Source organism: Streptomyces sp. SBT349 (assembly GCF_001083795.1).
Taxonomy (GTDB): Bacteria; Actinomycetota; Actinomycetes; order Streptomycetales; family Streptomycetaceae; genus Streptomyces.
Genome location: NZ_LAVK01000088.1, coordinates 1 through 23,715, shown reverse-complemented (window position 1 = coordinate 23,715; position 23,715 = coordinate 1). Strand labels below are relative to the sequence as shown.

Annotated in this window: 25 protein-coding genes; 21 read left to right on the top strand and 4 right to left on the bottom strand. The window is 72.6% G+C overall.

Translation table 11 applies throughout. The features are described 5' to 3' along the window. Window positions 1-192: 192 nt before the first annotated feature. Both ADY01_RS36020 and ADY01_RS13685 read left to right on the top strand, forming a co-directional pair. Entirely contained in the window at window positions 193-1,512 is a 1,320-nt protein-coding gene (locus ADY01_RS36020) for an RDD family protein (RefSeq protein WP_053170795.1), read from the top strand. A 76-nt stretch (window positions 1,513-1,588) separates the two neighbouring features. Then, complete coding sequence (locus ADY01_RS13685) at window positions 1,589-2,185, top strand: RDD family protein (RefSeq protein WP_049571522.1); 597 nt, start codon at window positions 1,589-1,591, stop codon at window positions 2,183-2,185. A 7-nt stretch (window positions 2,186-2,192) separates the two neighbouring features. On the opposite strand, the gene ADY01_RS13680 is transcribed toward ADY01_RS13685, so the two are convergent. Next, window positions 2,193-2,465 carry a hypothetical protein gene (locus ADY01_RS13680; protein WP_049571518.1) on the bottom strand — a complete coding sequence of 91 codons (273 nt, stop codon included), beginning with the start codon at window positions 2,463-2,465 and terminating at the stop codon, window positions 2,193-2,195. 355 nt (window positions 2,466-2,820) lie between these two features. Here ADY01_RS13680 and ADY01_RS13675 point away from each other — a divergent pair, with 355 nt between their 5' ends. Beyond that, a complete protein-coding gene (locus ADY01_RS13675) occupies window positions 2,821-5,106 on the top strand; it encodes an immune inhibitor A domain-containing protein (RefSeq protein ID WP_078900272.1) in 2,286 nt (761 codons plus the stop codon). 181 nt (window positions 5,107-5,287) lie between these two features. Then, the gene (locus tag ADY01_RS13670; protein WP_234320212.1) at window positions 5,288-5,662 is read left to right on the top strand and encodes a hypothetical protein; all 375 of its coding nucleotides are present in this window, start codon (window positions 5,288-5,290) and stop codon (window positions 5,660-5,662) included. 43 nt (window positions 5,663-5,705) lie between these two features. Here the strand turns inward: ADY01_RS13670 and ADY01_RS13665 are convergent, their stop codons facing one another. Then, window positions 5,706-6,293, bottom strand: coding sequence for an isochorismatase family protein (locus ADY01_RS13665; protein ID WP_049571515.1), 588 nt, complete (start codon window positions 6,291-6,293; stop codon window positions 5,706-5,708). Between the two features lie 13 nt (window positions 6,294-6,306). Next, on the bottom strand, window positions 6,307-7,641 hold the full coding sequence (locus ADY01_RS13660) for a nicotinate phosphoribosyltransferase (protein WP_049571541.1): 1,335 nt from the start codon (window positions 7,639-7,641) through the stop codon (window positions 6,307-6,309). Between the two features lie 105 nt (window positions 7,642-7,746). Here ADY01_RS13660 and clpS point away from each other — a divergent pair, with 105 nt between their 5' ends. From clpS to rdgB, 17 genes are all read left to right on the top strand, one after another. Next, window positions 7,747-8,058 (top strand): ATP-dependent Clp protease adapter ClpS, encoded by a 312-nt coding sequence (clpS, locus tag ADY01_RS13655; protein ID WP_049571538.1) that lies wholly within the window; start codon window positions 7,747-7,749, stop codon window positions 8,056-8,058. Next, complete coding sequence (locus ADY01_RS13650; protein ID WP_049571512.1) at window positions 8,058-8,666, top strand: DUF2017 domain-containing protein; 609 nt, start codon at window positions 8,058-8,060, stop codon at window positions 8,664-8,666. Before clpS ends, ADY01_RS13650 begins: the two co-directional genes overlap by 1 nt. Window positions 8,667-8,778: 112 nt before the next feature. Then, window positions 8,779-10,395, top strand: a complete 1,617-nt coding sequence (locus ADY01_RS13645; protein ID WP_063784218.1) for an alanine/glycine:cation symporter family protein — start codon at window positions 8,779-8,781, stop codon at window positions 10,393-10,395. 30 nt (window positions 10,396-10,425) lie between these two features. After that, window positions 10,426-10,848 carry a Mov34/MPN/PAD-1 family protein gene (locus ADY01_RS13640; RefSeq protein ID WP_049571510.1) on the top strand — a complete coding sequence of 141 codons (423 nt, stop codon included), beginning with the start codon at window positions 10,426-10,428 and terminating at the stop codon, window positions 10,846-10,848. A gap of 65 nt (window positions 10,849-10,913) precedes the next feature. Then, on the top strand, window positions 10,914-11,024 hold the full coding sequence (locus ADY01_RS41550; RefSeq protein ID WP_324612918.1) for a putative leader peptide: 111 nt from the start codon (window positions 10,914-10,916) through the stop codon (window positions 11,022-11,024). 66 nt (window positions 11,025-11,090) lie between these two features. After that, on the top strand, window positions 11,091-11,369 hold the full coding sequence (locus ADY01_RS13635; RefSeq protein WP_049571506.1) for a MoaD/ThiS family protein: 279 nt from the start codon (window positions 11,091-11,093) through the stop codon (window positions 11,367-11,369). After that, a complete protein-coding gene (locus tag ADY01_RS13630; RefSeq protein ID WP_049571502.1) occupies window positions 11,369-12,319 on the top strand; it encodes a PLP-dependent cysteine synthase family protein in 951 nt (316 codons plus the stop codon). The genes ADY01_RS13635 and ADY01_RS13630 overlap by 1 nt, the downstream gene beginning before the upstream one ends. Window positions 12,320-12,441: 122 nt before the next feature. Beyond that, on the top strand, window positions 12,442-13,578 hold the full coding sequence (gene rodA / locus ADY01_RS13625) for a rod shape-determining protein RodA (protein WP_078900271.1): 1,137 nt from the start codon (window positions 12,442-12,444) through the stop codon (window positions 13,576-13,578). Window positions 13,579-13,680: 102 nt separating this feature from the next. Next, a complete protein-coding gene (locus ADY01_RS13620) occupies window positions 13,681-14,436 on the top strand; it encodes an MBL fold metallo-hydrolase (RefSeq protein WP_049571494.1) in 756 nt (251 codons plus the stop codon). Between the two features lie 51 nt (window positions 14,437-14,487). Next, window positions 14,488-15,216: a ribonuclease PH gene (rph, locus tag ADY01_RS13615; protein WP_049571491.1), complete on the top strand. Its 729-nt coding sequence runs from the start codon at window positions 14,488-14,490 to the stop codon at window positions 15,214-15,216. A 31-nt stretch (window positions 15,217-15,247) separates the two neighbouring features. Next, window positions 15,248-15,622, top strand: a complete 375-nt coding sequence (locus ADY01_RS13610) for a hypothetical protein (protein ID WP_063784217.1) — start codon at window positions 15,248-15,250, stop codon at window positions 15,620-15,622. A 156-nt stretch (window positions 15,623-15,778) separates the two neighbouring features. Further along, a complete protein-coding gene (locus tag ADY01_RS13605; RefSeq protein WP_234320210.1) occupies window positions 15,779-16,858 on the top strand; it encodes a LacI family DNA-binding transcriptional regulator in 1,080 nt (359 codons plus the stop codon). After that, window positions 16,855-18,255 (top strand): ABC transporter substrate-binding protein, encoded by a 1,401-nt coding sequence (locus ADY01_RS13600; RefSeq protein WP_234320209.1) that lies wholly within the window; start codon window positions 16,855-16,857, stop codon window positions 18,253-18,255. The genes ADY01_RS13605 and ADY01_RS13600 overlap by 4 nt, the downstream gene beginning before the upstream one ends. Before the next feature lie 10 nt (window positions 18,256-18,265). Beyond that, complete coding sequence (locus ADY01_RS13595; protein WP_049571484.1) at window positions 18,266-19,162, top strand: carbohydrate ABC transporter permease; 897 nt, start codon at window positions 18,266-18,268, stop codon at window positions 19,160-19,162. After that, the gene (locus ADY01_RS13590; protein WP_078900270.1) at window positions 19,159-20,064 is read left to right on the top strand and encodes a carbohydrate ABC transporter permease; all 906 of its coding nucleotides are present in this window, start codon (window positions 19,159-19,161) and stop codon (window positions 20,062-20,064) included. Before ADY01_RS13595 ends, ADY01_RS13590 begins: the two co-directional genes overlap by 4 nt. A gap of 89 nt (window positions 20,065-20,153) precedes the next feature. Then, the gene (locus ADY01_RS13585; protein WP_049571483.1) at window positions 20,154-22,259 is read left to right on the top strand and encodes a beta-galactosidase; all 2,106 of its coding nucleotides are present in this window, start codon (window positions 20,154-20,156) and stop codon (window positions 22,257-22,259) included. Window positions 22,260-22,317: 58 nt separating this feature from the next. Further along, window positions 22,318-22,929 carry an RdgB/HAM1 family non-canonical purine NTP pyrophosphatase gene (gene rdgB, locus ADY01_RS13580; RefSeq protein ID WP_049571479.1) on the top strand — a complete coding sequence of 204 codons (612 nt, stop codon included), beginning with the start codon at window positions 22,318-22,320 and terminating at the stop codon, window positions 22,927-22,929. On the opposite strand, the gene ADY01_RS13575 is transcribed toward rdgB, so the two are convergent. Continuing rightward, window positions 22,913-23,593 carry a class F sortase gene (locus ADY01_RS13575; RefSeq protein ID WP_049571477.1) on the bottom strand — a complete coding sequence of 227 codons (681 nt, stop codon included), beginning with the start codon at window positions 23,591-23,593 and terminating at the stop codon, window positions 22,913-22,915. The two genes, rdgB and ADY01_RS13575, sit on opposite strands and share 17 nt — an antisense overlap. Window positions 23,594-23,715 lie beyond the last annotated feature (122 nt).

The following is a 23,715-nucleotide window of genomic DNA, read 5'->3' as shown; positions in this document are numbered from 1 at the left end:
TGCTCCCCCACGCGGAGGTGCTGACCGGCAGGGTCACCTCCATCGACCAGGACCGGCGGGTCGCCCCCGTGTCCCCCCCGGGCGGCCAGCCCCACCAAGGCCCCTTCGACTACCCCGTCGTCGCCCCCCGCGCCGGCTCCCGCCCCCTCCCCCCCCCCCGGCCGCGCGCTCCCGGGGCCGCGCGGGGGGGGGGTGGCCGCCCCCGCCTCGGGCTCGCCCGCCCCGGGCGGGCAGGCGGGCGGCCCCTGGGGCGCCGACGCCCCGCCGCAGCAGGGTCAGCGCGGCGACCAGCGCGTGACCTGGGGCTCGGACGAGGACGTCTCGACCTCTCCGGTGGTGGCGGCCGGGCGCGTGGACCCGCGCGGCCAGTTCCGCCGCACCCCGGCCGGGGGCTCGGAGACGCCGGGCACGCCGGCCGCCCAGCCCACCCCGGCCGCGCAGCCCACCCCGGCCGCGCAGCCCACCCCGCCCGCGACCCCGGCCAGGAAGCCGGAGCCGCCGGCCGAGGATGCCAACGAGCAGACGACCACGCTGCGCCGAGCGGACATGCCGGGCGGCGGGTCCTGGGAGCGCCAGGTGCGCGACCTCGCCCAGCAGGCGCCCTCCGGGGCGCAGCAGGGGAGGCAGGCGCCGCCGCAGGCGGGCCAGGGGCAGTCGCTCCCGCCGTCCATTGGCCAGCCGCCCGGCGCGCAGCCGCCGCAGCAGCAGCACCAGCCCCAGCCCGGACAGCCCGGACCGGGGCACCCGCCCCAGGGCGGGCCGCCCGCCGGCTATGGCTACCCGCAGCAGCCGGGCGCGCAGGGAGGGCCCCAGCCAGGTCCGGGCGGGTACGGCTATCCGCAGCAGCAGCCGGGTGTGCCGGGGCAGCAGCCCCCGCCGGGGGCAGGTGGGTACGGCTATCCGCAGCAGCAGGGCGGCCAGCAGGCCCCCCAGTCGCCCTTCCTCCAGTCGCACCAGGGCGACGCGCTCACGATGATCCGCCGGTTCGACACCACGCAGGCGTATCCGGCGGGTCTCGGGCGCCGGCTGATGGCCAGGATCGTCGACGCGCTCCTCCCCGGGGCCGCCGCGGCCGTGGTCGCGGCGCCGCTGGTCGGCGACGCGCAGGACCACATCCAGGAGCAGGTGGACGCGGCCGAGCGGGCCGGGGTCACGGAGACGATCTGGCTGATCGACGGCACCACCGGCGGGTATCTGGCCATGGTGCTGGGGGTGTTCCTCGGCGTGGGTCTGCTCCTGGAGGCGCTGCCCGTCTCGCTGTGGGGCAGCACGCTGGGCAAGGCGATGTTCCGCCTGCGCGTGCTGGACGTGGAGAGCCAGGAGAAGCCGGGCTTCGGGGCGGCGCTGCTGCGCTGGCTGCTGTACAACGTGCTCGCCCTGTTCGTCGTCGGCATCGTCAGCCTCATCATGGGCGCGCGGGACCGGCCCTGGCGGCAGGGCTGGCACGACAAGGCCGCGCGCACGTTCGTCGCGACGTTCACCCCGCCCAGCGGGCAGGCCCCGCCCGCCTGACCCGTTCGGCGGCAGGGGTGGCCCGATCGTCCCCGCCGGGATGCGGGCCGTGCCGGGGCGGGTTTGACTGGCGATCATGAGCAGCGATCAGCCGCGGCCCGGCCCCGGCGACGAGCCGGAGCGCGGGACCACCCCACCGCAGGAGGCGGGGCTGCCGAAGGCGCCCCGGCCTGACGACTCCTTCGGCGCCAATCCCTACGGCGGTCCCGAGGGGGCCGCCGACCCGCTGGCCGGCATGCCGCCCCTGGCCCCGCTCGGCCGCCGTCTGGCCGCCAGGATCGTGGACGCCCTGATCATCGGCGTGCCGCTGACGCTCCTCCTGTGGCCCGTGATGGGCGCGTACGAGGTCAACGACGACGGGGGCGCCTCCTACGTGCAGCAGGCCATCGTGCTGATCGTCTACTTCGTCTACGAGGGCCTGATGCTCTCCGCCCGCGGCCAGACCCTGGGCAAGATGCTGCTGCGGATCAGGGTCGCGGTGCTGGAGAACGGGTCCGTGCCGCGCGGGAATCCGGCCTGGGCCCGCGCCGCGGTCTACTCGCTGCCGCAGCTGCTGCCCTGCGTCGGCTTCCTCTTCTGGCTGGTCAACGTGCTGTTCTGCACGTGGGACCGGCCCTACCGGCAGTGCCTGCACGACAAGGCGGCGGGGACCGTGGTGGTCTCCGCCGCCTGACGCGTGATCAGGCGCGCACGTGCGTCCGCCGGGGGGCCGGGGCGGGCCCGGTGGCGGTGCGCTCCCCGGTGGTGGCCTCGCCGGCCGGGGCCGCGGGCCGTCGCCCGGCCTGGTGCCTGGCCGCCGCGAGCGTGACCGCGGCGCCGAGCACCAGCGCCACGACGGCGATGAGGACGGCGACCGGACCCGGGGCGTCCTGGACCAGGAGCAGCGAGACGAAGGTGGTGGAGATGACCGTGGCCGAACCGTAGGCGAGGTGCGCGGGGGTCGGGTGCGGCATGGTGTTCCCGTCCTCGGAAGGGGTGCGGTCGACCGGTCGGGAGAGGGGGGCTCTCGAACGGTCCTACGGGCCGAGATGCCCGGGGCGAGGGGCGGGTAAGCCTCGCCTCGCCCGACCGACGGAAGCACGGGGGGCGCACGGATTCATGCTCCGGCAGAGGCGGAAAGACGCTAGTTGTCCTGGGGTGTTGAATCAAGGTCTGTCTTTTTCTGTCTCACTCATGTCAAATGCGTCCCGTCACATCACTGCGTGCGCAGGGGAGGACAGGCAACACGTGAATACAGGAAAGCGATCGAGGAGATCGACCACCGCCGCAGCGGCGACGGCAGTCGCCGCGCTGGGAGCGGCGGTGCTGATGCCGGCGGGCGCCGCCCAGGCGCAGCCGCCGGCGGACGCGGCCGACCGGCCGGGCGAGGCGAGGGCGTTCGCGGCGGGGCCGCATCTGGAGAACCCGCTGGGCGAGAAGCGCGAGGCCCAGAAGCAGCAGGCGCATCAGCAGCTCATCAGCGGCCAGGCCAGCCCGCGCACCCTGGGCGGCTCCGAGGTCGTGGAGCTGAGCGAGGGCGAGTTCGTGGAGGTGGCCACCACCGGCACGGACCAGATCTTCACCGTGCTGGTCGAGTTCGGCGACGAGGTCCACCCGGACTTCGGCGGCGACGCCGGCCCGCGCGTCAACGAGATCGCCGAGCCGGACCGTTCGGCGGACAACACCACCATCTGGCAGGAGGACTTCGACCGCCAGTACTACGAGGACGTCTACTACTCCGAGGACCCCGACGTCCCCTCGGTCAAGCAGTACTTCGAGAGCCAGTCCTCGGGCCGCTACACCGTGGACGGCGAGGTCACCGACTGGGTGACCGTCGACTACAACGAGGCCAGGTACGGCAACAACGCCTGTGGCGACAACGTCTGCGAGTCGGTCTGGGAGATCGTCACCGACGGCGTCAACTCCTGGTACGAGACGCAGATCGCCGCGGGCGCCACGCCCGAGGAGCTGCGCGAGCGGCTGGCCCGGTACGACATCCAGGACCGCTACGACTACGACGGCGACGGCGACTTCAACGAGCCCGACGGCTACCTGGACCACTTCCAGGTCGTCCACGCGGGCGAGGACGAGTCGGCCGGCGGCGGCGCGCAGGGCGAGGACGCCATCTGGGCCCACCGCTGGTACGCCTTCGCCGATCAGATGGGCAGCGCGGGACCGGAGTTCAACCCGGCGGGCGGCACGCAGGTCGCCGACACCGGGCTGTGGGTCGGCGACTACACCATCCAGCCGGAGAACGGCGGGGTGGGCGTCTTCGCCCACGAGTTCGCCCATGACCTGGGGCTGCCCGACCTGTACGACACGCAGGGCGGCGAGAACGGCACCGGCTTCTGGTCGGCGATGTCCTCGGGCTCCTGGCTCGGCCCGGGCGAGGGCACGATCGGCGCCCTGCCGAACGACATGGGTCCCTGGGAGAAGCTCCAACTCGGCTGGCTCGACCACGGCACGGCGCAGGCCGCGACGCGGTCGCAGCACGACCTCGGCCCCTCCTCGGCCACCTACCCGGACGGCGAGGAGCACGAGGGCGACCAGGCCCTGGTGGTCGAACTCCCGGAGAAGACCGTCACCAACGAGATCCACCCGCCCGCCGAGGGCGCGTCCCAGTGGTGGAGCGGCTCGGGCGACGACCTGAGCAACACCCTGAGCCGCACGGTGGATCTGACCGGCGCGTCCGCCGCGTCGCTCGACCTGACCGGCTGGTGGTCGATCGAGGAGGGCTTCGACCACCTGTATGTCGAGGCGTCTTCGGACGGCGGCACCACCTGGACGGCGCTGGACGGCACCGCGGACGGCGAGGCGCTGCCGCGCGACAGCGCGGACCGGCCCACGCTGACCGGGGAGTCGGGCGGCGATGCCGCCCTGTCGTTCCCGCTGGACGCGTACGCCGGGGCCCCGGTGGACCTGCGGTTCCGCTACCAGACCGACGGCTCCCTCGCGATGACCGGCTTCACGGCCGACGCCATCACGGTGACGGCCGACGGCGAGCCGGTCTTCTCGGACAACGCCGAGGAGGGCGAGGGTGACTGGAGCGTGGACGGCTTCGGTCTCGTCGGCGCCTCGATCACGGACAACTACCCCCAGTTCTACCTGGTGGAGAACCGTCAGTACGTCGGCTTCGACGCGACGCTGGAGACCGGCCCGTACAACTTCGGCTGGCTCGACTCCCGTCCGGACTGGGTCGAGCACTTCGCCTACCAGAACGGGATGGTGGTCTGGCTCTGGGACACCTCGCAGTCGGACAACAACACCAGCCAGCACCCGGGCGAGGGCCTGATCCTGCCGGTCGACGCCCACGCCACGGCCGAACTGTGGCCGGACGGCACGGTGATGCGCAACCGGATCCAGACCAGGGACGCGTCGTTCGGCCGGGCGGCGACCGAGGAGTTGACCCTGCATCTGAACGGCGAGCCCACCACGCTGCCCTCGCAGCCGGGTGAGCGGTCGTTCGACGACCGCACGGGCACGTACTGGGACGAGGCCAACCCGGGCAACAGCGTCCTCGTGCCGGACACCAACACCAGGATCACCATCGTGCAGCAGCCGGATGACCCCTCGGATCCGATGCGGATCCGGGTGGCTCCGAGCCAGGCACAGTGACCGGTCGTTTCGGTCACATGTCGTCACCTAGCGTCACCATCTGAAGGTCCGTGATCTAGCGCATCAAGAAAGCGCAGGTCAGCGCATGTATCGGCCGCCGCCCCTCGACGGGCGGCGGCCGAGCGCGTAAGGATGGCTGGGTCAGGTTTTCGCCAGGACCGAGCCGAGGAGAGGGTGACCCATGGCCGACGGAGGCTTCGTTTCGCTGCCGGACGGGAGCGTCGTCGTGGCGCTCGCCCTGCCGCGCCCCGGGGCGCCCGCCCTCGCGGTGCGGGTGCTGGTCCACGCGGCGAGCAGGCAGCGGGCGCTCACCCGGCTGCGGAACCTGGGCCTGGCCCCGGTCTACCTCAGGGGGAACGCCGCCCCGCCGACTCCGGACGAGGTCTCGGCGGTCCTGCACCACCCCGAGGGCCTGGTGTGGCGCTCGACGCCCGAGGTGGCGACGGAGAGCTGGCACCCGATGACGCACCTGCTGCGCCGCGGCCACGGCCGCGTGGCCGACAGCCGCACCCGCCGCCGCCCGGTCCGCCCCGCTCCCGCCCGCCGCAAGGGGTGAGACGGGCGGCACCCGGGCGGCCCACCCGGGCACCCGGGCGGCCTCAGGGGGCGTGGGGGGTGCCGGTCAGCGTGATGCCCGCCGCGCGCATCTCCTCCAGGGCCGCGTCCACCGTCTCGCCGGCGACGCCCGCCGTCAGGCCGAGCAGGACACGGGTCTCGAAGCCCTCGCCCGCCGCGTCCAGGGCCGTGGCCCGCACGCAGTGGTCCGTGGCGAGGCCGACCACGTCCACCGCCGTGACATCCCGGGCGCGCAGCCAGTCGGCCAGGGGCGTTCCCTCCTCGTCGGTGCCCTCGAAGCCGCTGTACGCCGCCGCGTGGGCGCCCTTGTCGAAGCAGGCGTCCACGGCGCCCGAGGTGACGGCGGGGGCGAAGTTCGGGTGGAAGCCGACGCCCTCCGTGCCCGCTACGCAGTGCACGGGCCACGAGCGGACATAGTCGGGATGGGTCGAGAAGTGGTCACCCGGCGCGATATGGCAGTCACGGGTCGCCACCACATGCCGGTAGACCGGGGTGGCCGCGCCGATCACGTCGGTGATCGCGGCGGCGACGTCCGCGCCGCCCCGGACCGCGAGGCTGCCCCCCTCACAGAAGTCGTTCTGCACATCCACGACGATCAGCGCACGATGCATGGGTTCTCTCTCCTCAAGGACGGATGTAGCGCGTGGACAGGACGGGTTCGCCGCGCGAGAGCTGGGAGGCCGACAGCGGCAGCGCCTCCCGGGCCGCGGTGTGCCGGTCCCGGGCGGCGTCGAGACGCTCCCTGGCGACCGTCGTGCCGTCCCGCATCAGCTCGACGGCCAGCAGGCGGCCCGCCAGCTCGTCGGGAACGGGCCCGGTGCCCACGACCTCGGCGTCGGCGACGCCCTGCTCGTCCAGCTGCCGCGCCGCCCACTTGGCGCCGCCGATCGACAGCTTGCCGCCCAGCGACTTCTTCGCCACCGGGATCAGGGGCGCGTCGGGGGCGTTCCCCGCCGCGCGGGCGACCAGCTTGTAGACCATCGAGGCGGTCGGGTGGCCGCTGCCCGTCACCAGCTGCGTTCCCACCCCGTAGGCGTCCACGGGCGCCGCCGCGAGCGAGGCGATGGCGTACTCGTCGAGGTCGCTGGTGACCACGATCCTGGCCTCGTGCGCCCCCAGCTCGTCCAGCTGCCGGCGCACCCGGTGGGCGACGACCAGCAGGTCCCCCGAGTCGATGCGGACGGCGCCCAGCTTGGGGCCCGCCACCTCGACGGCCAGCCGCACCGCCTCGGTGACGTCGTACGTGTCGACCAGCAGCGTCGTTCCCGCCCCGAGCGACTCCACCTGCGCGGCGAACGCCTCCCGCTCCGAGTCGTGCAGCAGCGTGAACGCGTGCGCGCTGGTGCCCACGGTCGGGATCCCGTACCTGAACCCGGCGGCCAGGTCGGACGTGGACGAGAACCCGCCGACGTACGCGGCCCGTGAGGCGGCGACCGCGCCCAGCTCGTGGGTGCGGCGGGCGCCCATCTCCATCAGGGGCCGCCCGGCCGCCGCCACGGCCATCCGGGAGGCGGCGGCGGCCACCGCGGAGTCGTGGTTGAGGATGGACAGGATCACCGTCTCCAGCAGGACGCACTCCCCGAAGCTGCCCTCGACCGTGAGCACCGGGGAGCCGGGGAAGTAGACCTCGCCCTCCGGGTAGCCGCGGATGTCGCCGGTGAAGCGGTAGCCGGCGAGCCAGTCGAGCGTCGGGGCGTCCACGATCCGCTGCTCGCGCAGGAAGTCGAGGATGGCGGGCTCGAAGCGGAAGTTCTCCACCGCGTCCAGAACGCGCCCGGTCCCCGCCACGACGCCGTACCTGCGCCCCTCGGGCAGGCGGCGGGTGAAGACCTCGAAGACCGAGCGCCGGTGCGCGGTGCCGGCGTTCAGCGCGGCCTGGAGCATGGTGAGCTCGTACTGATCCGTGAAGAGCGCGGTCGACGGCACCGCCAGCGGCGGGCCGGTCCGCGCGTCGTTCATGACGTCCATGCGTCGAGTGTACTCCCGATCTCGTCACTCTGACGATATATGCTCGGCGTGGCCTCGCGCGGCCCGTTTGGGATCTGGGGCGGGGTTGGTGGCAGCATGGACCATGTGAGTGCCATCCCCATGGAGATCGAGCGCACAGAGGCGGAACGGGCCCAGGAAGTGGATCCCGTGCCGGACGTCCCATGGATCACGATCGTCCACAACGATCCGGTGAATCTCATGAGTTATGTGACCTACGTCTTCCAGGCGTACTTCGGCTACTCCAAGGACAAGGCCAAGAAGCTCATGATGGACGTCCACCACAAGGGCCGCGCGGTCGTGTCGCAGGGCAGCCGCGAGGAGATGGAGCGCGACGTGCAGGCCATGCACGGCTACGGCCTGTGGGCGACCCTTCAGCGGGACCGCTGATGTCCGGGTACTTCGAGCCGGTGGGCGGGCCCGGGGGCGGCGCGGCCGTCGCCCTGGACGAGGTCGAGATCTCGATCCTGCGTAGCCTCGCCACCCAGCTGCTGGAGCTGATCGGCCCCGGCCCCGGCGGCGAGTCGGACGACCCGCTGGACGCGCTGTTCGCCGAGGGCCCGAGCGAGCCGCCCGGCGACCCCGCGCTGGCCCGGCTCTTCCCCGACGCGTACGGCGCCCCCGGGGCGGCGGGCGACGAGGAGAGCGCGCGGAAGTCGGCCGAGTTCCGCCGGTTCACCGAGGGCGACCTGCGGGCGCGCAAGCGCGAGGACCTGCTCGCCCTCGTCCGCTCGCTGGACTCGGTCGCCGCCGAGGCGAGGGAGGCGGGCCCGGCGGGCGGGGCGGTGCTGACGCTGGGCGCCGAGGACTCCCGGCGGTGGCTCGTCGCGCTGAACGACCTGCGCCTGACCATCGGCTCCCGCCTGGGGATCGAGGACGAGGACACCGGCGAGAAGCTGTTCGAGCTGCCGGACGACGACCCGATGAAGCCCCTGGTGATGGCCTACTTCTGGCTGGGCGGCCTCCAGGAGTCCCTGGTCGAGACGCTCATGCCGTGACGCGGGCCCGTTGACCCCGTCCGGTCGCCTTCCGGCCCCACGGCATCCCCCCATAGGGTGACAATGCAACACATCATGTGATCAATCACTCGTTGAGTGGTACGACGATGACATGGCGAGCGAAGGATCCTGGACCGACCGGATCGACGAAGCGGTCAACCACGTCTTCGAACCGGTCCGTGACGTGCTCTCCGAGGTCGTCTTCTACGACGTCCACCTGTTCGGCGGCGACATCCCGCTGATCGTCGGCTGGCTGGTGCTGGCCGGCCTCGTCTTCACCGTCACCTTCGGCTTCGTCCAGTTCCGCCACTTCGGGCTCGCCCTGCGCCTGGTCCGCGGCCGGTACGAGCAGCCGGACGCGCCCGGCGAGGTCACCCACTTCCAGGCCCTCACCTCGGCGGTCGCCGGAACGGTCGGCCTCGGCAACATCGCGGGCGTCGCCATCGCCGTCTCCATCGGCGGTCCGGGCGCCACGCTGTGGATGATCATGTGCGGGCTGCTGGGCATGGCGTCCAAGTTCGTCGAGTGCACCCTCGGCGTGCGCTACCGGGAGATCGACGCCGCCGGGCGCGTCTCCGGCGGTCCCATGCACTACCTGCGCCGGGGCCTGGCCGAGCGCGGCCTGCCGCGCCTGGGCACGGCCCTCTCGCTGCTCGCCTCGGTGATGATCCTCTTCTTCGCCTTCTTCGGCGGCAACTTCTTCCAGGTCAACCAGAGCCTGGAGCAGCTGGCCGCCGCCACCGGGGACCACACCGACTTCTTCGCCGGGTCCGGCGGCGCGCTGCTCTTCGGCGCCGTGGTCGCCGTGCTGGCCGCCGCGGTGCTGCTGGGCGGCATCCGGGCCATCGGCCGCGTCACCAGCCGCCTGGTGCCCGCCATGGCGGTGCTCTACTGCGCCGCCTGCCTGGTGGTCATCGGGTTCAACGCGGGCGAGGTCCCGGCCGCCGTCGCCACCATCGTCACCGAGGCGTTCCGTCCCGAGGGCGTCACCGGCGGCGTGATCGGCGCGCTGGTCATGGGCTTCCAGCGCGCCGCGTTCTCCAACGAGGCGGGCGTCGGCTCGGCCCCCATCGCCCACTCCGCGGTGCGGACCAGGCACCCCGCGACCGAGGGCCTGGTCGCGCTCCTCGAACCGTTCCTCGACACCGTCGTCATCTGCACCATGACCGCGCTGACCATCGTGGTCGCCCGCGGGCCGATGTACGAGGCGGCCCGCGAGGCCGCGGCCTCGGGCGGGGGCATCGAGGGCACCGAGGTCGGCATCTCGCTCACCTCGGACGCCTTCGAGACCGCGCTGCCGTGGTTCCCCGCCGTGCTCACCGTCGCGGTCTTCCTCTTCGCCTTCGCCACGATCATCACCTGGGGCTACTACGGGCAGAAGGCGTGGGGGCACCTCTTCGGCCCCTCCAAGGCCAGCGAGAACGCGTACAAGCTGCTGTTCTGCTTCATGATCATCGCCGGGGCGCTGCTGTCGCTCGGCACGCTGGTGGAGCTGGCCGACGCGTTCCTCTTCTCGGCCGCCGTGTGCAACATCATCGGCCTCTACCTGCTCGCGCCCGTGGTCAGGGAGGAGCTGCGCCGGGTGCTCGTCTACGTGCGCCGCCGGGACGCGGGCGAGTCCGACGCGGCGATCGCGGCGGACGGGACGGGCGCGGGCCGCGTCTCCCCGCGGGGCCCCCAGGACCCGGAGGAGGGGCCGCCCGCGGACGGGGTCCCCCTGGCGAAGTGAGTGCCTGGAGGGCCGTCCTAGGCTGGCGGCATGCTGACCATCGCACAGGACCTCCACGACAGGATCGTGGCCCACGCCCGCGCCGACCACCCCGACGAGGCGTGCGGCGTGGTGGCGGGTCCGGCCGGCAGTGACCGGCCCGAGCGCTTCGTCCCCATGCTCAACGCGGCCCGCTCGCCCACGTTCTACGAGTTCGACTCGGGCGACCTGCTGCGGCTCTATCGCGAGATGGACCAGCGCGACGAGGAGCCGGTGGTCATCTACCACTCGCACACCGCCACCGAGGCGTACCCCTCGCGCACCGACATCTCCTACGCCAACGAGCCGAACGCGCACTACGTCGTGGTCTCGACGGCGGAGTGCGGCGACGGCGAGGGGCCGGTGTCCTTCCGTTCGTTCCGCATCGTGGACGGCGAGGTCACCGAGGAGGACGTCCACGTCGTCGCGCCATGAGACGGTTCCGTCCGGATGATGAGCGGTGTCCGGGGCGCGGGGCGGGGAATCGATACGATGAATTCATGGTTCTCCACGACGTGAGCGACGAACGGGCCCTCGGTGAGCTGCTCGTGGCACGTCTGCACGTCGACCTGTGCCGGCTGGCCAGCTCCCTGTGTACCGCTCCTCGTTGATCCGCTGATCACGGCGCACGCCGCCTTCCTTCTCGGCTGTACTCACCCAGCATTTTTGGAGCTTTGATGGCCATCGAGGTCCGCATCCCGACCATTCTCCGCAGCTACACCGACGGCGAGAAGGCCGTGCAGGGCAGTGGCGAGACCATCGCCGAGCTGTTCACGGACCTCGACGCCCGGCACCCGGGCATCAGGGACCGGCTGGTGGAGGGCGAGGAACTGCGCCGCTTCGTGAACGTCTACCTGAACGACGAGGACGTCCGCTTCCTGGACGGCATCGCGACCAAGCTCGCCGACGGCGACAGCGTCACGGTGCTGCCCGCCGTCGCCGGGGGCATGGGCTGATGCGTTTCGACTCCCCGCTGGCGGCGGTCGGCAACACGCCGCTGGTGCGGCTGCCCCGGCTGTCGCCGGCCGAGTCCGTGCGCATCTGGGCCAAGCTGGAGGACCGGAATCCCACCGGTTCGGTCAAGGACCGTCCCGCGCTGTTCATGATCGAGCAGGCGGAGAAGGACGGGCGTCTGACCCCCGGCTGCACGATCCTGGAGCCCACCTCGGGGAACACCGGCATCTCCCTGGCGATGGCCGCCCGCCTCAAGGGGTACCGCATCGTCTGCGTCATGCCGGAGAACACCTCCTCCGAGCGGCGCGAGCTGCTGGCGATGTGGGGCGCCGAGATCATCTCCTCGCCCGCCGCGGGAGGCTCCAACACGGCGGTCCGGGTGGCGAAGGAGCTGGCCGCCGAGCACCCCGACTGGGTGATGCTCTACCAGTACGGGAACCCGGACAACGCGGGCGCCCACTACGCCACCACCGGGCCCGAGATCCTCGCCGACCTGCCGGGGATCACCCACTTCGTCGCGGGCCTCGGCACCACGGGGACGCTGATGGGCGTGGGGCGTTACCTGCGCGAGAACCGCCCCGGCGTCCGGATCATCGCCGCCGAGCCGCGCTACGACGACCTGGTCTACGGCCTGCGGAACCTGGACGAGGGCTTCGTCCCCGAGCTCTACGACGAGTCCGTCCTCACCTCCCGCTTCTCCGTCGGCTCCGAGGACGCCGTCGTCCGCACCCGCGAACTCCTGTCCCAGGAGGGCATCTTCGCCGGCGTCTCCACCGGCGCCGCGCTGCACGCCGCCATCGGCGTCGGCCGCAAGGCGCTCGCGGCCGGGGAGAGCGCCGACATCGCGTTCGTCGTCGCCGACGGCGGCTGGAAGTACCTCTCCACCGGCATCTACACCGCCGCCGACACCGAGGAGGCGGTGGCGCGCCTGCACGGCCAGCTCTGGGCGTAGCCGACCGGGCGGGGGCGCGGGCTCACCGTGTGTCGCCACGGGGGCACGTAGAGTCTCTACGCGTGATCGTGCCTAGCTACTCCCGCGCGCGGCCCGCCGCCGAGCAGACCGTCTGGACCAGGATGACCGCCCGGGACTCCCTGGCGCGGCGGCTGGACTGGTGGCTGCTCGGCTCGGCCGTGATCCTCTCGGTCCTGGGGACCCTGCTGGTGTACTCCGCGACCCGGGCGCGGACCGATCTCAACAACGGCGAGCCCGGGTTCTTCATGGTCCGCCACTTCCTCAACTTCGCCATCGGGCTCGGCCTGGCCGCCCTGATGGTCTGGCTCGGGCACGTCCGGCTGCGCACCGCCGTTCCCGGGCTCTACGCGCTCTCCGTGGTGCTGTCGGTGCTGGTCCTCAGCCCGCTCGGCTCCTCGATCAACGGCTCCCGCAGCTGGATCCAGCTCCCCGGCGGCTTCGCGTTCCAGCCCTCCGAGCTGGTCAAGGTCGGGGTGATCCTGGCCATGGCGACGCTGCTCGCCGCGCCGATGGAGAGCGAGGGGCGCAAGGAGCCGGACACGCGCTCGGTGCTCCAGGCGCTGCTGCTCGCCGGGGTCCCGGCCGTGCTGATCATGCTCACCCCCGACGTGGGGCAGACCATGGTGATCGCCGCGATCGCCCTGGGCGTCCTGCTCGCCTCGGGGACGGGCCGCCGCTGGATCCTGGGTCTGCTGGGGCTCGGCATCGTGGGCTCGCTCGCCGTCTGGCAGCTGGGGCTGCTGGACGAGTACCAGATCGACCGGTTCGCCGCGTTCGCCAATCCGGCCCTCGACCCCTCGGGTGTGGGCTACAACACCAACCAGGCCAGGATCGCCATCGGCTCGGGCGGGCTGACCGGGCAGGGGCTCTTCCACGGCAGCCAGACCGCGGGCCAGTTCGTGCCCGAGCAGCACACCGACTTCATCTACACCGTGGTCGGCGAGGAGCTCGGCTTCGTGGGCGCGGGCGCGGTGATCGTCCTCATCGGTGTGGTGCTGTGGCGGGGCTGCCGGATCGCCACGCACGCGCCGGACTTCTACGGGACGATCGTGGCCGCCGGGATCGTGGCGTGGATCGCGTTCCAGAGCTTCCAGAACATGGGAATGGCGCTCGGGATCATGCCCGTCACGGGCCTTCCGCTTCCGTTCCTGTCCTACGGCGGCTCGGCGATGTTCGCCGTCTGGATCGCCGTTGGCCTGCTGCTTGCCATCCGTGTCCGGTCCCGTAGCCGCATGTGACCCGCCCTGGTGATTCCGCCCACACCCCGGCCCACACGAGGAGCACGGCGGGCCGTTGCGACTTAGAGTCGTTCGAACCCCACTACGGAGGTTCCCCCTTCCATGAAGCTCACCGTCGTCGGCTGCTCGGGGTCTTTCCCGTCCGCGGACTCGGCCTGCTCCAGCTACCTCGTCGAGGCCGAGGGCTACCGGCTGCTCCTTGACCTGGGCAATGGCGCCCTCGGCGAGCTCCAGAAGTACTGCGGCCTGTACGACATCGACGCGATCGCGATCAGCCACCTGCACGCCGACCACTGCATCGACATGTGCGGGTACTTCGTCGCCCGGTACTACCGGTTCGAGGGCGGGCGCTGCGATCCGATCCCGGTGTACGGGCCCGGGGGGACCGAGCAGCGGCTGATCACGGCGTACCACGACACGCCGTCGGACGAGTCGATGCGGGAGGTCTTCGACTTCCGCACGCTGACCAGCGGCGGGACGTACCGCCTCGGGCCGCTGACGCTCACAGCGCAGCGGGTGACGCACCCGGTGGAGACCTACGGGTTCCGCGTCGAGCACGGGGGCCGCACGTTCAGCTACTCCTCGGACACCGGCCGCTGCGACTCGCTCGCGGACCTGGCCCGGGGGAGCGACCTCTTCCTCTGCGAGGCGTCGTTCACGCAGGGGAAGGAGGACATCACCGGCGTGCACCTCAACGGGCGCCAGGCCGGGGAGTGCGCGCGCGACGCGGACGCCGAGCGCCTGGTCCTCACCCACATCCCGCCGTGGACGGACGCCCAGGTCAACCTCTGTGACGCCAAGGCCGTCTTCGGGGGTCCCGTGGAACTGGCCCGCCCCGGCGCGGTGTACGAGGTCTGACCCCGGGGCCGAGGCGCGGGGGCCGTCCGGGTGCCGGTTAGGCTCGCCCTCATGTCACGCATCGACGGCCGCGAGGCCGACCAGCTCCGTCCCGTCCGCATCGAGCGCGGCTGGAGCAAGCACGCCGAGGGCTCGGTCCTGGTCTCCTTCGGGGACACCCGGGTGCTGTGCACGGCGAGCGTCACCGAGGGGGTGCCGCGCTGGCGGCGCGGCGGCGGCGAGGGATGGGTGACCAGCGAGTACGCGATGCTGCCCCGGGCCACCAACACCCGCGGCGACCGCGAGTCGGTGCGCGGCAGGATCGGCGGCAGGACGCACGAGATCTCCCGGCTCATCGGCCGCTCGCTGCGTGCCGTCATCGACTTCAAGGCCCTGGGCGAGAACACGGTCGTGCTGGACTGCGACGTGCTCCAGGCCGACGGCGGCACCCGCACCGCCGCGATCACCGGCGCCTTCGTCGCGCTGGCGGACGCCGTGGCCTGGGGGCAGCGGCACAAGCTGATCAGGACGAAGGCCGTGCCGCTCACCGGCACCGTCTCCGCGGTGAGCGTCGGCATCGTCGGCGGCGTTCCGCTTTTGGACCTCGCCTACGAGGAGGACGTGCGCGCCGAGACCGACATGAACGTGGTGTGCACGGGCGACGGGCGCTTCGTGGAGGTGCAGGGCACGGCGGAGGGGCAGCCGTTCGACCGGTCGGAGCTGGACTCCCTGCTCGACCTGGCGGTCGCGGGCTGCGCCCAGCTCGCCGCGGCCCAGCGTACGGCGCTCGCCGAAGGGTAAACTCCGGGCAAAACCAGGGGAGGGTGATCCGGTGGGGACACGGAGTCTTGCCGCGTCGGGCGCGGCACTCGCGGTGGTGCTGTCCACGGTGGCGATGACGGGGTGCGATCTCCAGCGCGCGGTGGACTGCGCGCGGCTGGCGGTCGAGGTGACGGACAGCGTCGCGACGTTCGAGCTGGCGACGGAGGGGGAGAACCCGGGTGTGGTGGTGGACGCCGCCGACGAGGTGACCGACGATGTCGCGGAGCTCAGGGACCGGGTGGAGGACACGGACGTCAGGGCCGCGGCGGACTCCGTGCAGGAGGCCGTGGACAGCATCGCCGACGGGGTCGAGAACGGCACGCCGGTCGACCTGTCGCCGCTGGGCGACGCCACCGCCGAGCTGACCGAGGTGTGCACGGAGTAACCCCGCCTCCGTCCGGCATGTCGGACGGATCACAAAATCCCGAACACACCCCTTGACTCTCCCGGAAGGGGCTCCTTAGCGTGTCCGCACTCTGGTTGACTGCGCAGTCATTGCATCGTTTCAGTCGACCGGCGGCGACTGGCGAGGGAGCTGGGAGTGACGGGTCGGGTCTCGATGGCGGACGTCGCCAGGAGCGCGGGGGTCTCACAGAAGACGGTCTCCCGTGTCGTCAACGGCGAACCGCACGTCAGCGCGGCGCTGCGGAAGCGGGTGCTGCGTGAGATAGAGCGGCTCGGGTTCCGCCCCAACGAGTCCGCCCGCGCGCTGGTCACCCGGCGCTCCCGGCGCATCGGCATCGTCACCGCGCGCACCTCCTACTTCGGCCCGGCCTCGGTGCTGCGCGACCTGGAGCGCGCGGCCCGCGCCGCCGGGTACTACGTGAGCGTCGTCCACGTCGGCGAGGAGGACGAGGAGGACGAGGAGGAGGCCGAACGGGCGCTCGCCCACCTCGTCAGCCAGGGCGTCGACGCCATCGCCCTCACCGCGCCTGTCGGCCCGGCCCACCTCGCCGCCCTCGTCCCCGCCGGGCTGCCGCTGCTCCTGCTGAGCTGCCCCGAGGAGGGCGTTGGCACGGAGCCGGCCGCCGCGGGGCGGCCGCGTCCCCTCACCGTCGGCAACGACGACATCGGCGGCGCCCGCCAGGCGACCGCGTATCTGCTCCGCCTCGGCCACCGCACCGTTCACCACATCGCCGGGCCCACCAGCTGGGCCGTCACCGGGCACCGCGCCACCGGCTGGCGCGCCGCGCTGCGCGCCGCGGGCGCCGACGAGCCCGCGCCGTGCCACGGCGACTGGAGCCCGGCCTCCGGATACCGGGTCGCGCGTGAACTCCTGGGCGAGGCCCCGCCGTTCCCCGCCACCGCGCTCTTCGTCTCCAACGACCAGATGGCCATCGGCGCCATCCACGCCATCGAACGCGCGGGCGGGCGGGTGCCGGACGACATCAGCGTCGTCGGCTTCGACGACATCCCGGAGGCCGCCTATCTGTCCGTGCCGCTGACCACCATCCGCCAGGACTTCACCGAGATAGCCGGGCAGGCCATGCGGCGGCTCATCGCCGCCGTCACCGGCACCGGAGCGCCCGCACCCGACGCGCGGATCCCCACCGCGCTGGTGGTGCGCGCCAGCACGGCACCGCCCGGCCGCACACCGCCGCCAAGCGAGGGACGACGATGACCCCACTGCCACCCCCCATCCCACCCGGCCCCCTCCCCGGTCCGCTGTCCGGACCCCTCTCCCGTCGCCGCCTGCTGCGCCTGGGCGGCGGCCTCGGCGCCGCGGGCCTGTTCGGCGGCGTGCTCAGCGGCTGTGCCGATCGGGCCGACGCGGAACCGGTGACCTCGGGCGACGTCGACCTGGCCTTCTGGACCCACGACCAGGCGTATGTCGACTTCTTCCAGGAGGCCGCCGACAACGCCGCGGCGGCGGGCGCGGGCCCGTTCACCTGGGAGCTGGACGCCACCCGCACCGGCGCCACCGACATCGTGACCAAGTCCATCGCGCAGGCCATCGCGGGCCGCGGCACCCCCGACGTCGCGGGCCTGGAGATCGGGGCCTTCCCCCGGCTGCTCCGCGGCGACCTGGCGGCCGAGCTGCTCGAACCGCTCAACGACGCCGTCGCCGACGTCGCCGACGACCTGCTGACCGTGCGGACCGCCCCCTTCACCCGCGACGGCACCCTCTACGCCCTCGACTCCGACGCGCCGCTGGTCGTCTACTACTACCGCGAGCCCGAGTGGGAACGGGTCGGGCTCCCCACCGACCTCGGCTCCTGGGAGGAGCTGGCCGACGCCGCCTCCCGCGTCCGCGAGCGGCACGACATCTGCATCGGCGCCGCCTGCACGGGCAGCGACCTGGGCCAGGTCGTCCAGAGCTTCGACCAGCTCCTCATGCAGCGCGGCGGCAGGCTCTTCGGCGAGGACGGCACCCTCCTCATCGAGTCACCCGAGGGCGAGGAGACGCTCGCCCACCTGGTGCGCGGCGTCCAGGAGGGCTGGCTCGCCACCATCGCCGACCCGTTCGGCCCCGGCACCCAGGCCGCGTTCAAGTCCGGCCAGCTCATCGGCCAGTGGGCCGCCACCTGGTACAAGGTCTACGGGCTGATGCCCAACGCGCCCGAGCAGGCGGGGGAGTGGCGGATCAGGGCGCTGCCGCGGTTCGAGGCGGGCGGCTCACGCGCCTCGTTCACCGGCGGCACCGGCTTCGCCGCGTTCCGGGGCCAGGAGAACACCCTGGCCTCCGTCGAGCTCATCAAGGCCGCCTACCTCACCCCCGAGGAGCAGGTGCGGCGCTACCTGGTGCTGGGCTACCTGCCCACCCGCAGGTCGGTCTTCGAGAACGAGGAACTGCTCACCACCGAGGACGAGTTCTGCGGCGGCCAGCGCATGTTCGAGGTCTACCGGGACGTCATCGACGAGGCGCCGGCGGTCTATCTCAGCGCCGACAAGCCGATCCTCGACACGGTCCTCAGCGGCTATCTGCTCCGCGCCTACCACGGCGACCTCTCGCCGCGCGAGGCGCTCGGCCGCGCCGCCGAGGACTTCCACGGCCAGACCCGCTCGTCGCGCTCGTAAGGACTCCCTCATGACCTCGCTCCAGTCCCGGCCGGACGGCAGGCGCAGGCAACTCGCCCCGTACGCCTTCATCGCCCCGTTCTACGTCCTCTACGCCCTGTTCATGATCGTGCCGATCGGGGCCGGCGTCTACCTGTCCATGACCGAGTGGGTGGGCCTCGGCACCCCCGAGTTCGTCGGCCTCGACAACTTCGTGGACCTCGCCCGCGACACCAGCTTCCACAAGGCGCTCGGCAACTCCCTGATCTACGTGCTCATCAGCGTCTTCGTGGTGGTGCCCGGCGCGCTGCTGATAGCCCAGGCGCTCAACACCAAGGGTCTCCTCGCCCGCGACCTCTTCCGGGTGACCTTCTTCATCCCGATGGTGCTCTCGCCCATCGTCATCGCCCTCGTCTTCAGCATGCTGCTCGACCGCAACTACGGCCTGATCAACGCCGTGACGCGCGCCCTGTTCGGCTCGGGGAACACCGACTGGCTCGGCGACCCCACCCTCGCGAAGGTCTCCGTCGGCTTCGTGCTGCTGTGGCGCTGGGTCGGCTACCTCACCATCTTCTTCCTCGCCGCCCTCCAGGCGGTGCCGCGCGAACGCTACGAGGCGGCCGAGCTCGACGGCGCGGGCGTCTTCCGCACCTTCACCGCGGTCACCCTGCCCGGCATCAGGCCGGTGACCGCGTTCGTCGTCGTCACCTCGTTCATCGGCGCGTCCCAGCTGTTCGACGAGCCCTACCTCATCACCGGGGGTGGTCCGGGCGAGGAGACCCTGTCCGTCGCCATGTTCGTCTACCGCGCGGCCTTCGACCGCCAGCAGTTCGGCTACGCGGCAGCCGCCGGACTCGTGCTCTTCGTCATCGTCTTCGGGGTCAGCCAGATCCTGAACCGGCTGCTGTCCATCGGGAGGACCTCATGACCGCGGCGACCTCGACCGCACCCGCGGCCCCGACCGCACCCGCGTCCGGGCCACGGACCACCAACCGGCCGCGGCGGCACGGGAGCATACCCGGCCGGATCGCGCTCTACGCCACGCTGACCGTGATGCTGCTGGTGTTCGTCGCGCCGATGGTGTGGGCGCTCAGCGCCTCGTTCAAGCCCCGCGGCGACATCTTCGAGTACCCGCCGAACATCATCCCCCGCCCGTTCACGCTGGAGAACTACCGCAACCTGCTCGGCGGCGAGCCGTTCTGGAACTGGTTCGCCATCAGCGTGGTCACCGCGCTGCTCGGCACCGCCATCGCGGTCTTCGTCTGCGCGCTCGCCGGGTTCGCCTTCGCCAAGTACCGGTTCGCGGGGAAGCGGCTGCTGTTCTCCGTCATGTTCAGCTCGCTGTCCGTGCCGTTCGCCGTGATCCTGGTCCCGCTGTTCGTGCTGATCGTCAAGTCCGGCCTGTCGAACCCCTGGTTCGCCCTGATCGTGCCCTGGATCGCGCCGGCGTTCGGCATCTTCATGATGCAGCAGTACATCATCCAGTCGATCCCCGACGAGATCCTGGAGGCCGCCCGGATCGACGGCGCCACCGAGTTCGGCATCTTCTGGCGCGTCGTCCTGCCGCTGCTGCGGCCCCCGCTCGGCGCGCTCGCCGTCTGGCAGTTCCTCCACAGCTACAACAGCTTCCTGTGGCCGCTGGTCCTCATCTCGGATACCGACCGCTACACCATCCCGCTCGGCCTCAACATCCTCTTCAAGGCCGAGAACCGGTCGTTCGACCTGGTGCTGCCCGGGGCCGTGCTGGCCTCCGTGCCCACCATCCTCGTCTTCCTGCTGCTGCGCAAACAGCTCCTCGAAGGGCTGTCCACGGGCGCGGTCAAGGGCTGAACACCCGGACGACCGCGCGCCAGACCTCCGAGAAGACCTCGGAAAAGACTCCGAGAGACTGCGAAAGAGTTCGAAAGAGAGAGCACCACATGCCCAAGCTGCCAGGACGGGTCCTCTTCGGCGCCGCCTACTACCACGAGTACCAGCCCTCGCCGCGCCTGGAGAAGGACCTCGACCTCATGCGCGAGGCCCACTTCAGCGTGATCCGGGTCGGCGAGTCCGTCTGGTCCACCTGGGAGCCGGAGGACGGCGTCTTCGACCTGGAGTGGCTGCGCCCCGTCCTGGACGGCGCGCACGAGCGCGGCATCGCCGTGGTCCTCGGCACCCCCACCTACGCCCTGCCGCCGTGGCTCGCCCGCGCGTACCCCGAGATCAACGCGGACCGCCGCACCGGGCAGCCCGTGGGCTGGGGCGTCAGGCAGGAGATGGACTACACCCACCCCGCGTTCCTCTTCCACGCCGAACGCGTCATCAGGAGGATCGTCGCCCACTACGCCGGCCACCCCGCCGTCATCGGCTACCAGGTGGACAACGAGCCGGGCATCGAGCTCTTCCACAACCGCGGCGTCTTCCAGCGCTTCGTGGACCATGTGCGCCGCACCTACGGCTCCGTCGAGGAGATCAACGAGCGCTGGGGGCTGACCTACTGGTCGCACCGGCTGTCCACCTGGGCCGACCTGTGGACCCCCGACGCCAACGGGCAGCCGCAGTACGACCTGGCCTGGCGCCGCTTCCAGGCGTCCCTGACCACCGACTTCATCGGCTGGCAGGCGGACATCGTGCGCGAGTACGCCCGCGAGGACCAGTTCGTCACCACGTGCATCGCCTACTCGCGGCCCACCGTCAGGGACGACGACCTCACCCGCCGCCTCGACGTCACGGCGGGCAACCCGTACTACCGCATGCAGGACGGCCTCGCGCTCCCCGACACCGCGCCCGCCAGCGGCGGCTGGGCCAGCACCGGCACCTGGGCGCTCTTCCAGGCGGCCGACCGGATGTACTCCTCGCGGCAGGAGCCGTTCCTCGTCACCGAGACCAACGCCCAGGCCATCGGCCCCTCCTTCGTCAACGAGCCCGCCTACGACGGCCAGTGGCGGCAGGCCGCCTGGGCGCTGGTCTCGCGCGGCGCCCGCATGATCGAGTACTGGCACTGGCACACGCTGCACTACGGCACCGAGACCTACTGGGGCGGCATCCTCCCGCACAGCCAGGAGCCGGGGCGGGTCCACCGTCAGCTGGCCGCGCTGGGGGCGGAGCTGGAACGGGCCGGGGAGCTGGTCGCGGGGCTCACGCCGGACGCGGACGTGGCCCTCGTCTACTCGGCCGACACCAAGTGGGCGATGGAGCACCAGCCGATCCTGCGGACCGCGGACGGGCGGGGCGACAAGCGGTCCTACCACGCGGTGTTCGACGCGTTCTACCGCGGCGCGTTCGACGCGGGGCTCCAGAGCGGGATCGTCCACCCCTCGCAGCTCTTCGCCGAGGATCCGGGGACCTTCGCGGCCCGGCGGCCGGTGCTGGTCGCGGCGGGGCTGCTGGTGGCGGGCGACGACGAACTGCGCTGGCTGGAGGCGTACGCGGCGGCCGGGGGCCACCTGGTGCTCGGGATCCGCACCGGCTACGGCGACGAGGAGGTGCGGGCCAGGACCGAGGCCAAGCCCGCGTTCCTGAGTGAGGCGGCGGGCCTGTTCTACGACGAGTTCTCCACGCTGGAGCGGCCGCTGCCCGTGCTGGCGCCCGACGGCTCGCCGCTGCGGCTGCCCGAGGGGGCGCGGGGCACCGGCTGGGCCGACGGCGTGCAGGTGGCGGACGCGGAGATCCTCGCCCTCTACGAGCACCCGCACTTCTGCCGCTGGCCCGCGGTCACCAGCAGGGAGCACGGGGCGGGCCGGGTGACCTATGTGGGCACCGTCCCGGACGCGGCGCTGGCCTCCGCGGTGCTGCGCTGGGCCGCGCCCGTCGCGGACGACGGCTGGCGCCCGGCCGCCGAGACCCAGACCGTGACCGGCGCGACGGCGGCGAACGGGACCCGGCTCCGCTTCCTGCACAACTGGGCGTGGCTCCCCAGCACGTTCCGCCTGCCGGTGCCCTGCCGCGACGTTCTGACCGGCACGCCGCTCCCCGCCGAGACGGAACTGACCCTGGGCCCCTGGGACGTCAGGATCCTGGCGGAACGCTCCCCCGCGGGGGCGTGACCGCTCCCGCGCGGGGGCAGGGCCGCTCCCGCGCGGGGGCGTGGCCGATAATCGTTGGATGCAGCGTCTCGTACTCGCCACTCGCAATGCGCACAAGGTCACCGAGCTCCGGGCCATCCTCGAAGAGGCCGGGCTGCCGGTCGCGCTGGTCGGGGCCGACGCGTTCCCCGAGGTGCCCGACGTCAAGGAGACCGGGGTCACCTTCGCCGAGAACGCGCTGCTCAAGGCCCATGCCCTCGCCACCGCCAGCGGCCTCCCCGCCGTCGCCGACGACTCGGGCCTGTGCGTCGACGTCCTGGGCGGCGCCCCCGGCATCTTCTCCGCCCGCTGGGCGGGGACGCACGGCGACGACGCCGCCAACCTCGCCCTCCTCCTCGCCCAGCTCGCCGACGTTCCCGACGCCCACCGCGGCGCCCACTTCGCCTGCGCCGCCGCCCTCGCACTGCCCGACGGCACCGAGCGCGTCACCGAGGGGCGGCTGTGCGGCACCCTGCGGCGCGCCCCCGCGGGGGGCGGCGGCTTCGGCTACGACCCGATCCTCCAGCCGGAGGGCGACACCCGCACCTGCGCCGAGCTGACCTCCGAGGAGAAGAACGCGATCAGCCACCGGGGCCACGCGTTCCGCGCCCTGGTCCCGGTGGTCGGCGAACTCCTCATCCCCGGCCGGTGAGATACGCGGAGACGACCACGTTCGCCGAGTAGCTGCCGCGCTCCTCGTCGAACGTTCCGCCGCAGGTGATCAGCCGCAGCTCGGCGGCGCCGTCCCGCCGCTGCCCGTACACCCGCTCCGCGTCGAACCCGGCGCGTTCCACCACCTCCACGCCGCTGACGGTGAACTCCGCCGTGCTCCCGTCCTCCCGCGTCACCCGCACCGGCTCCCCGGCCTCCACGGCGCTCAGCGCGTAGAAGACGGCGGGCTCCCGTTCGGTGTCCACGTGTCCCACCAGGACGGCCGCGCCCTCCGCGCCCGGCGAGGGCCCGTCCGCCCACCAGCCCACCAGCTCGGGGCGCTCGAACGGCGGCGGCTCGACGCCGCCGCCCGCGTCGAGGCCGCGTTCCACGACGTCGGCGCGGACCCCGATCGCGTCGATCTCCACCGCGAGCGGCGCCGCGTCCCCGGCCAGGGGCGGGGCGGGCGGCGGCAGTTCCCCGCCGCCCTCCTCGCCCGCGGCCGCCGACGCGTCGCCGAGGGCCGTGCCGGGGAAGGCGGCGCCGGGGAAGTGCCCGTCCGACAGTTCGCGGCCCCACAGCCCCAGCGCGAGCAGCAGCAACGTCCAGGCGAGGACGGAGATCAGGCGACCGCTGCCGGAGGCGCGCGGCTCGCCCGGCGTCATCACTTCGCCCGCGCGCGCAGCCGCCAGACGGCGAGCAGGGCGGCGCCCGCCAGCGCGCCCGAGAGCGCGGTGAACCCGGCCCCGTCCCCGGCCGTCGCGTCCGGCGCCGCCGCGTCCCCGGC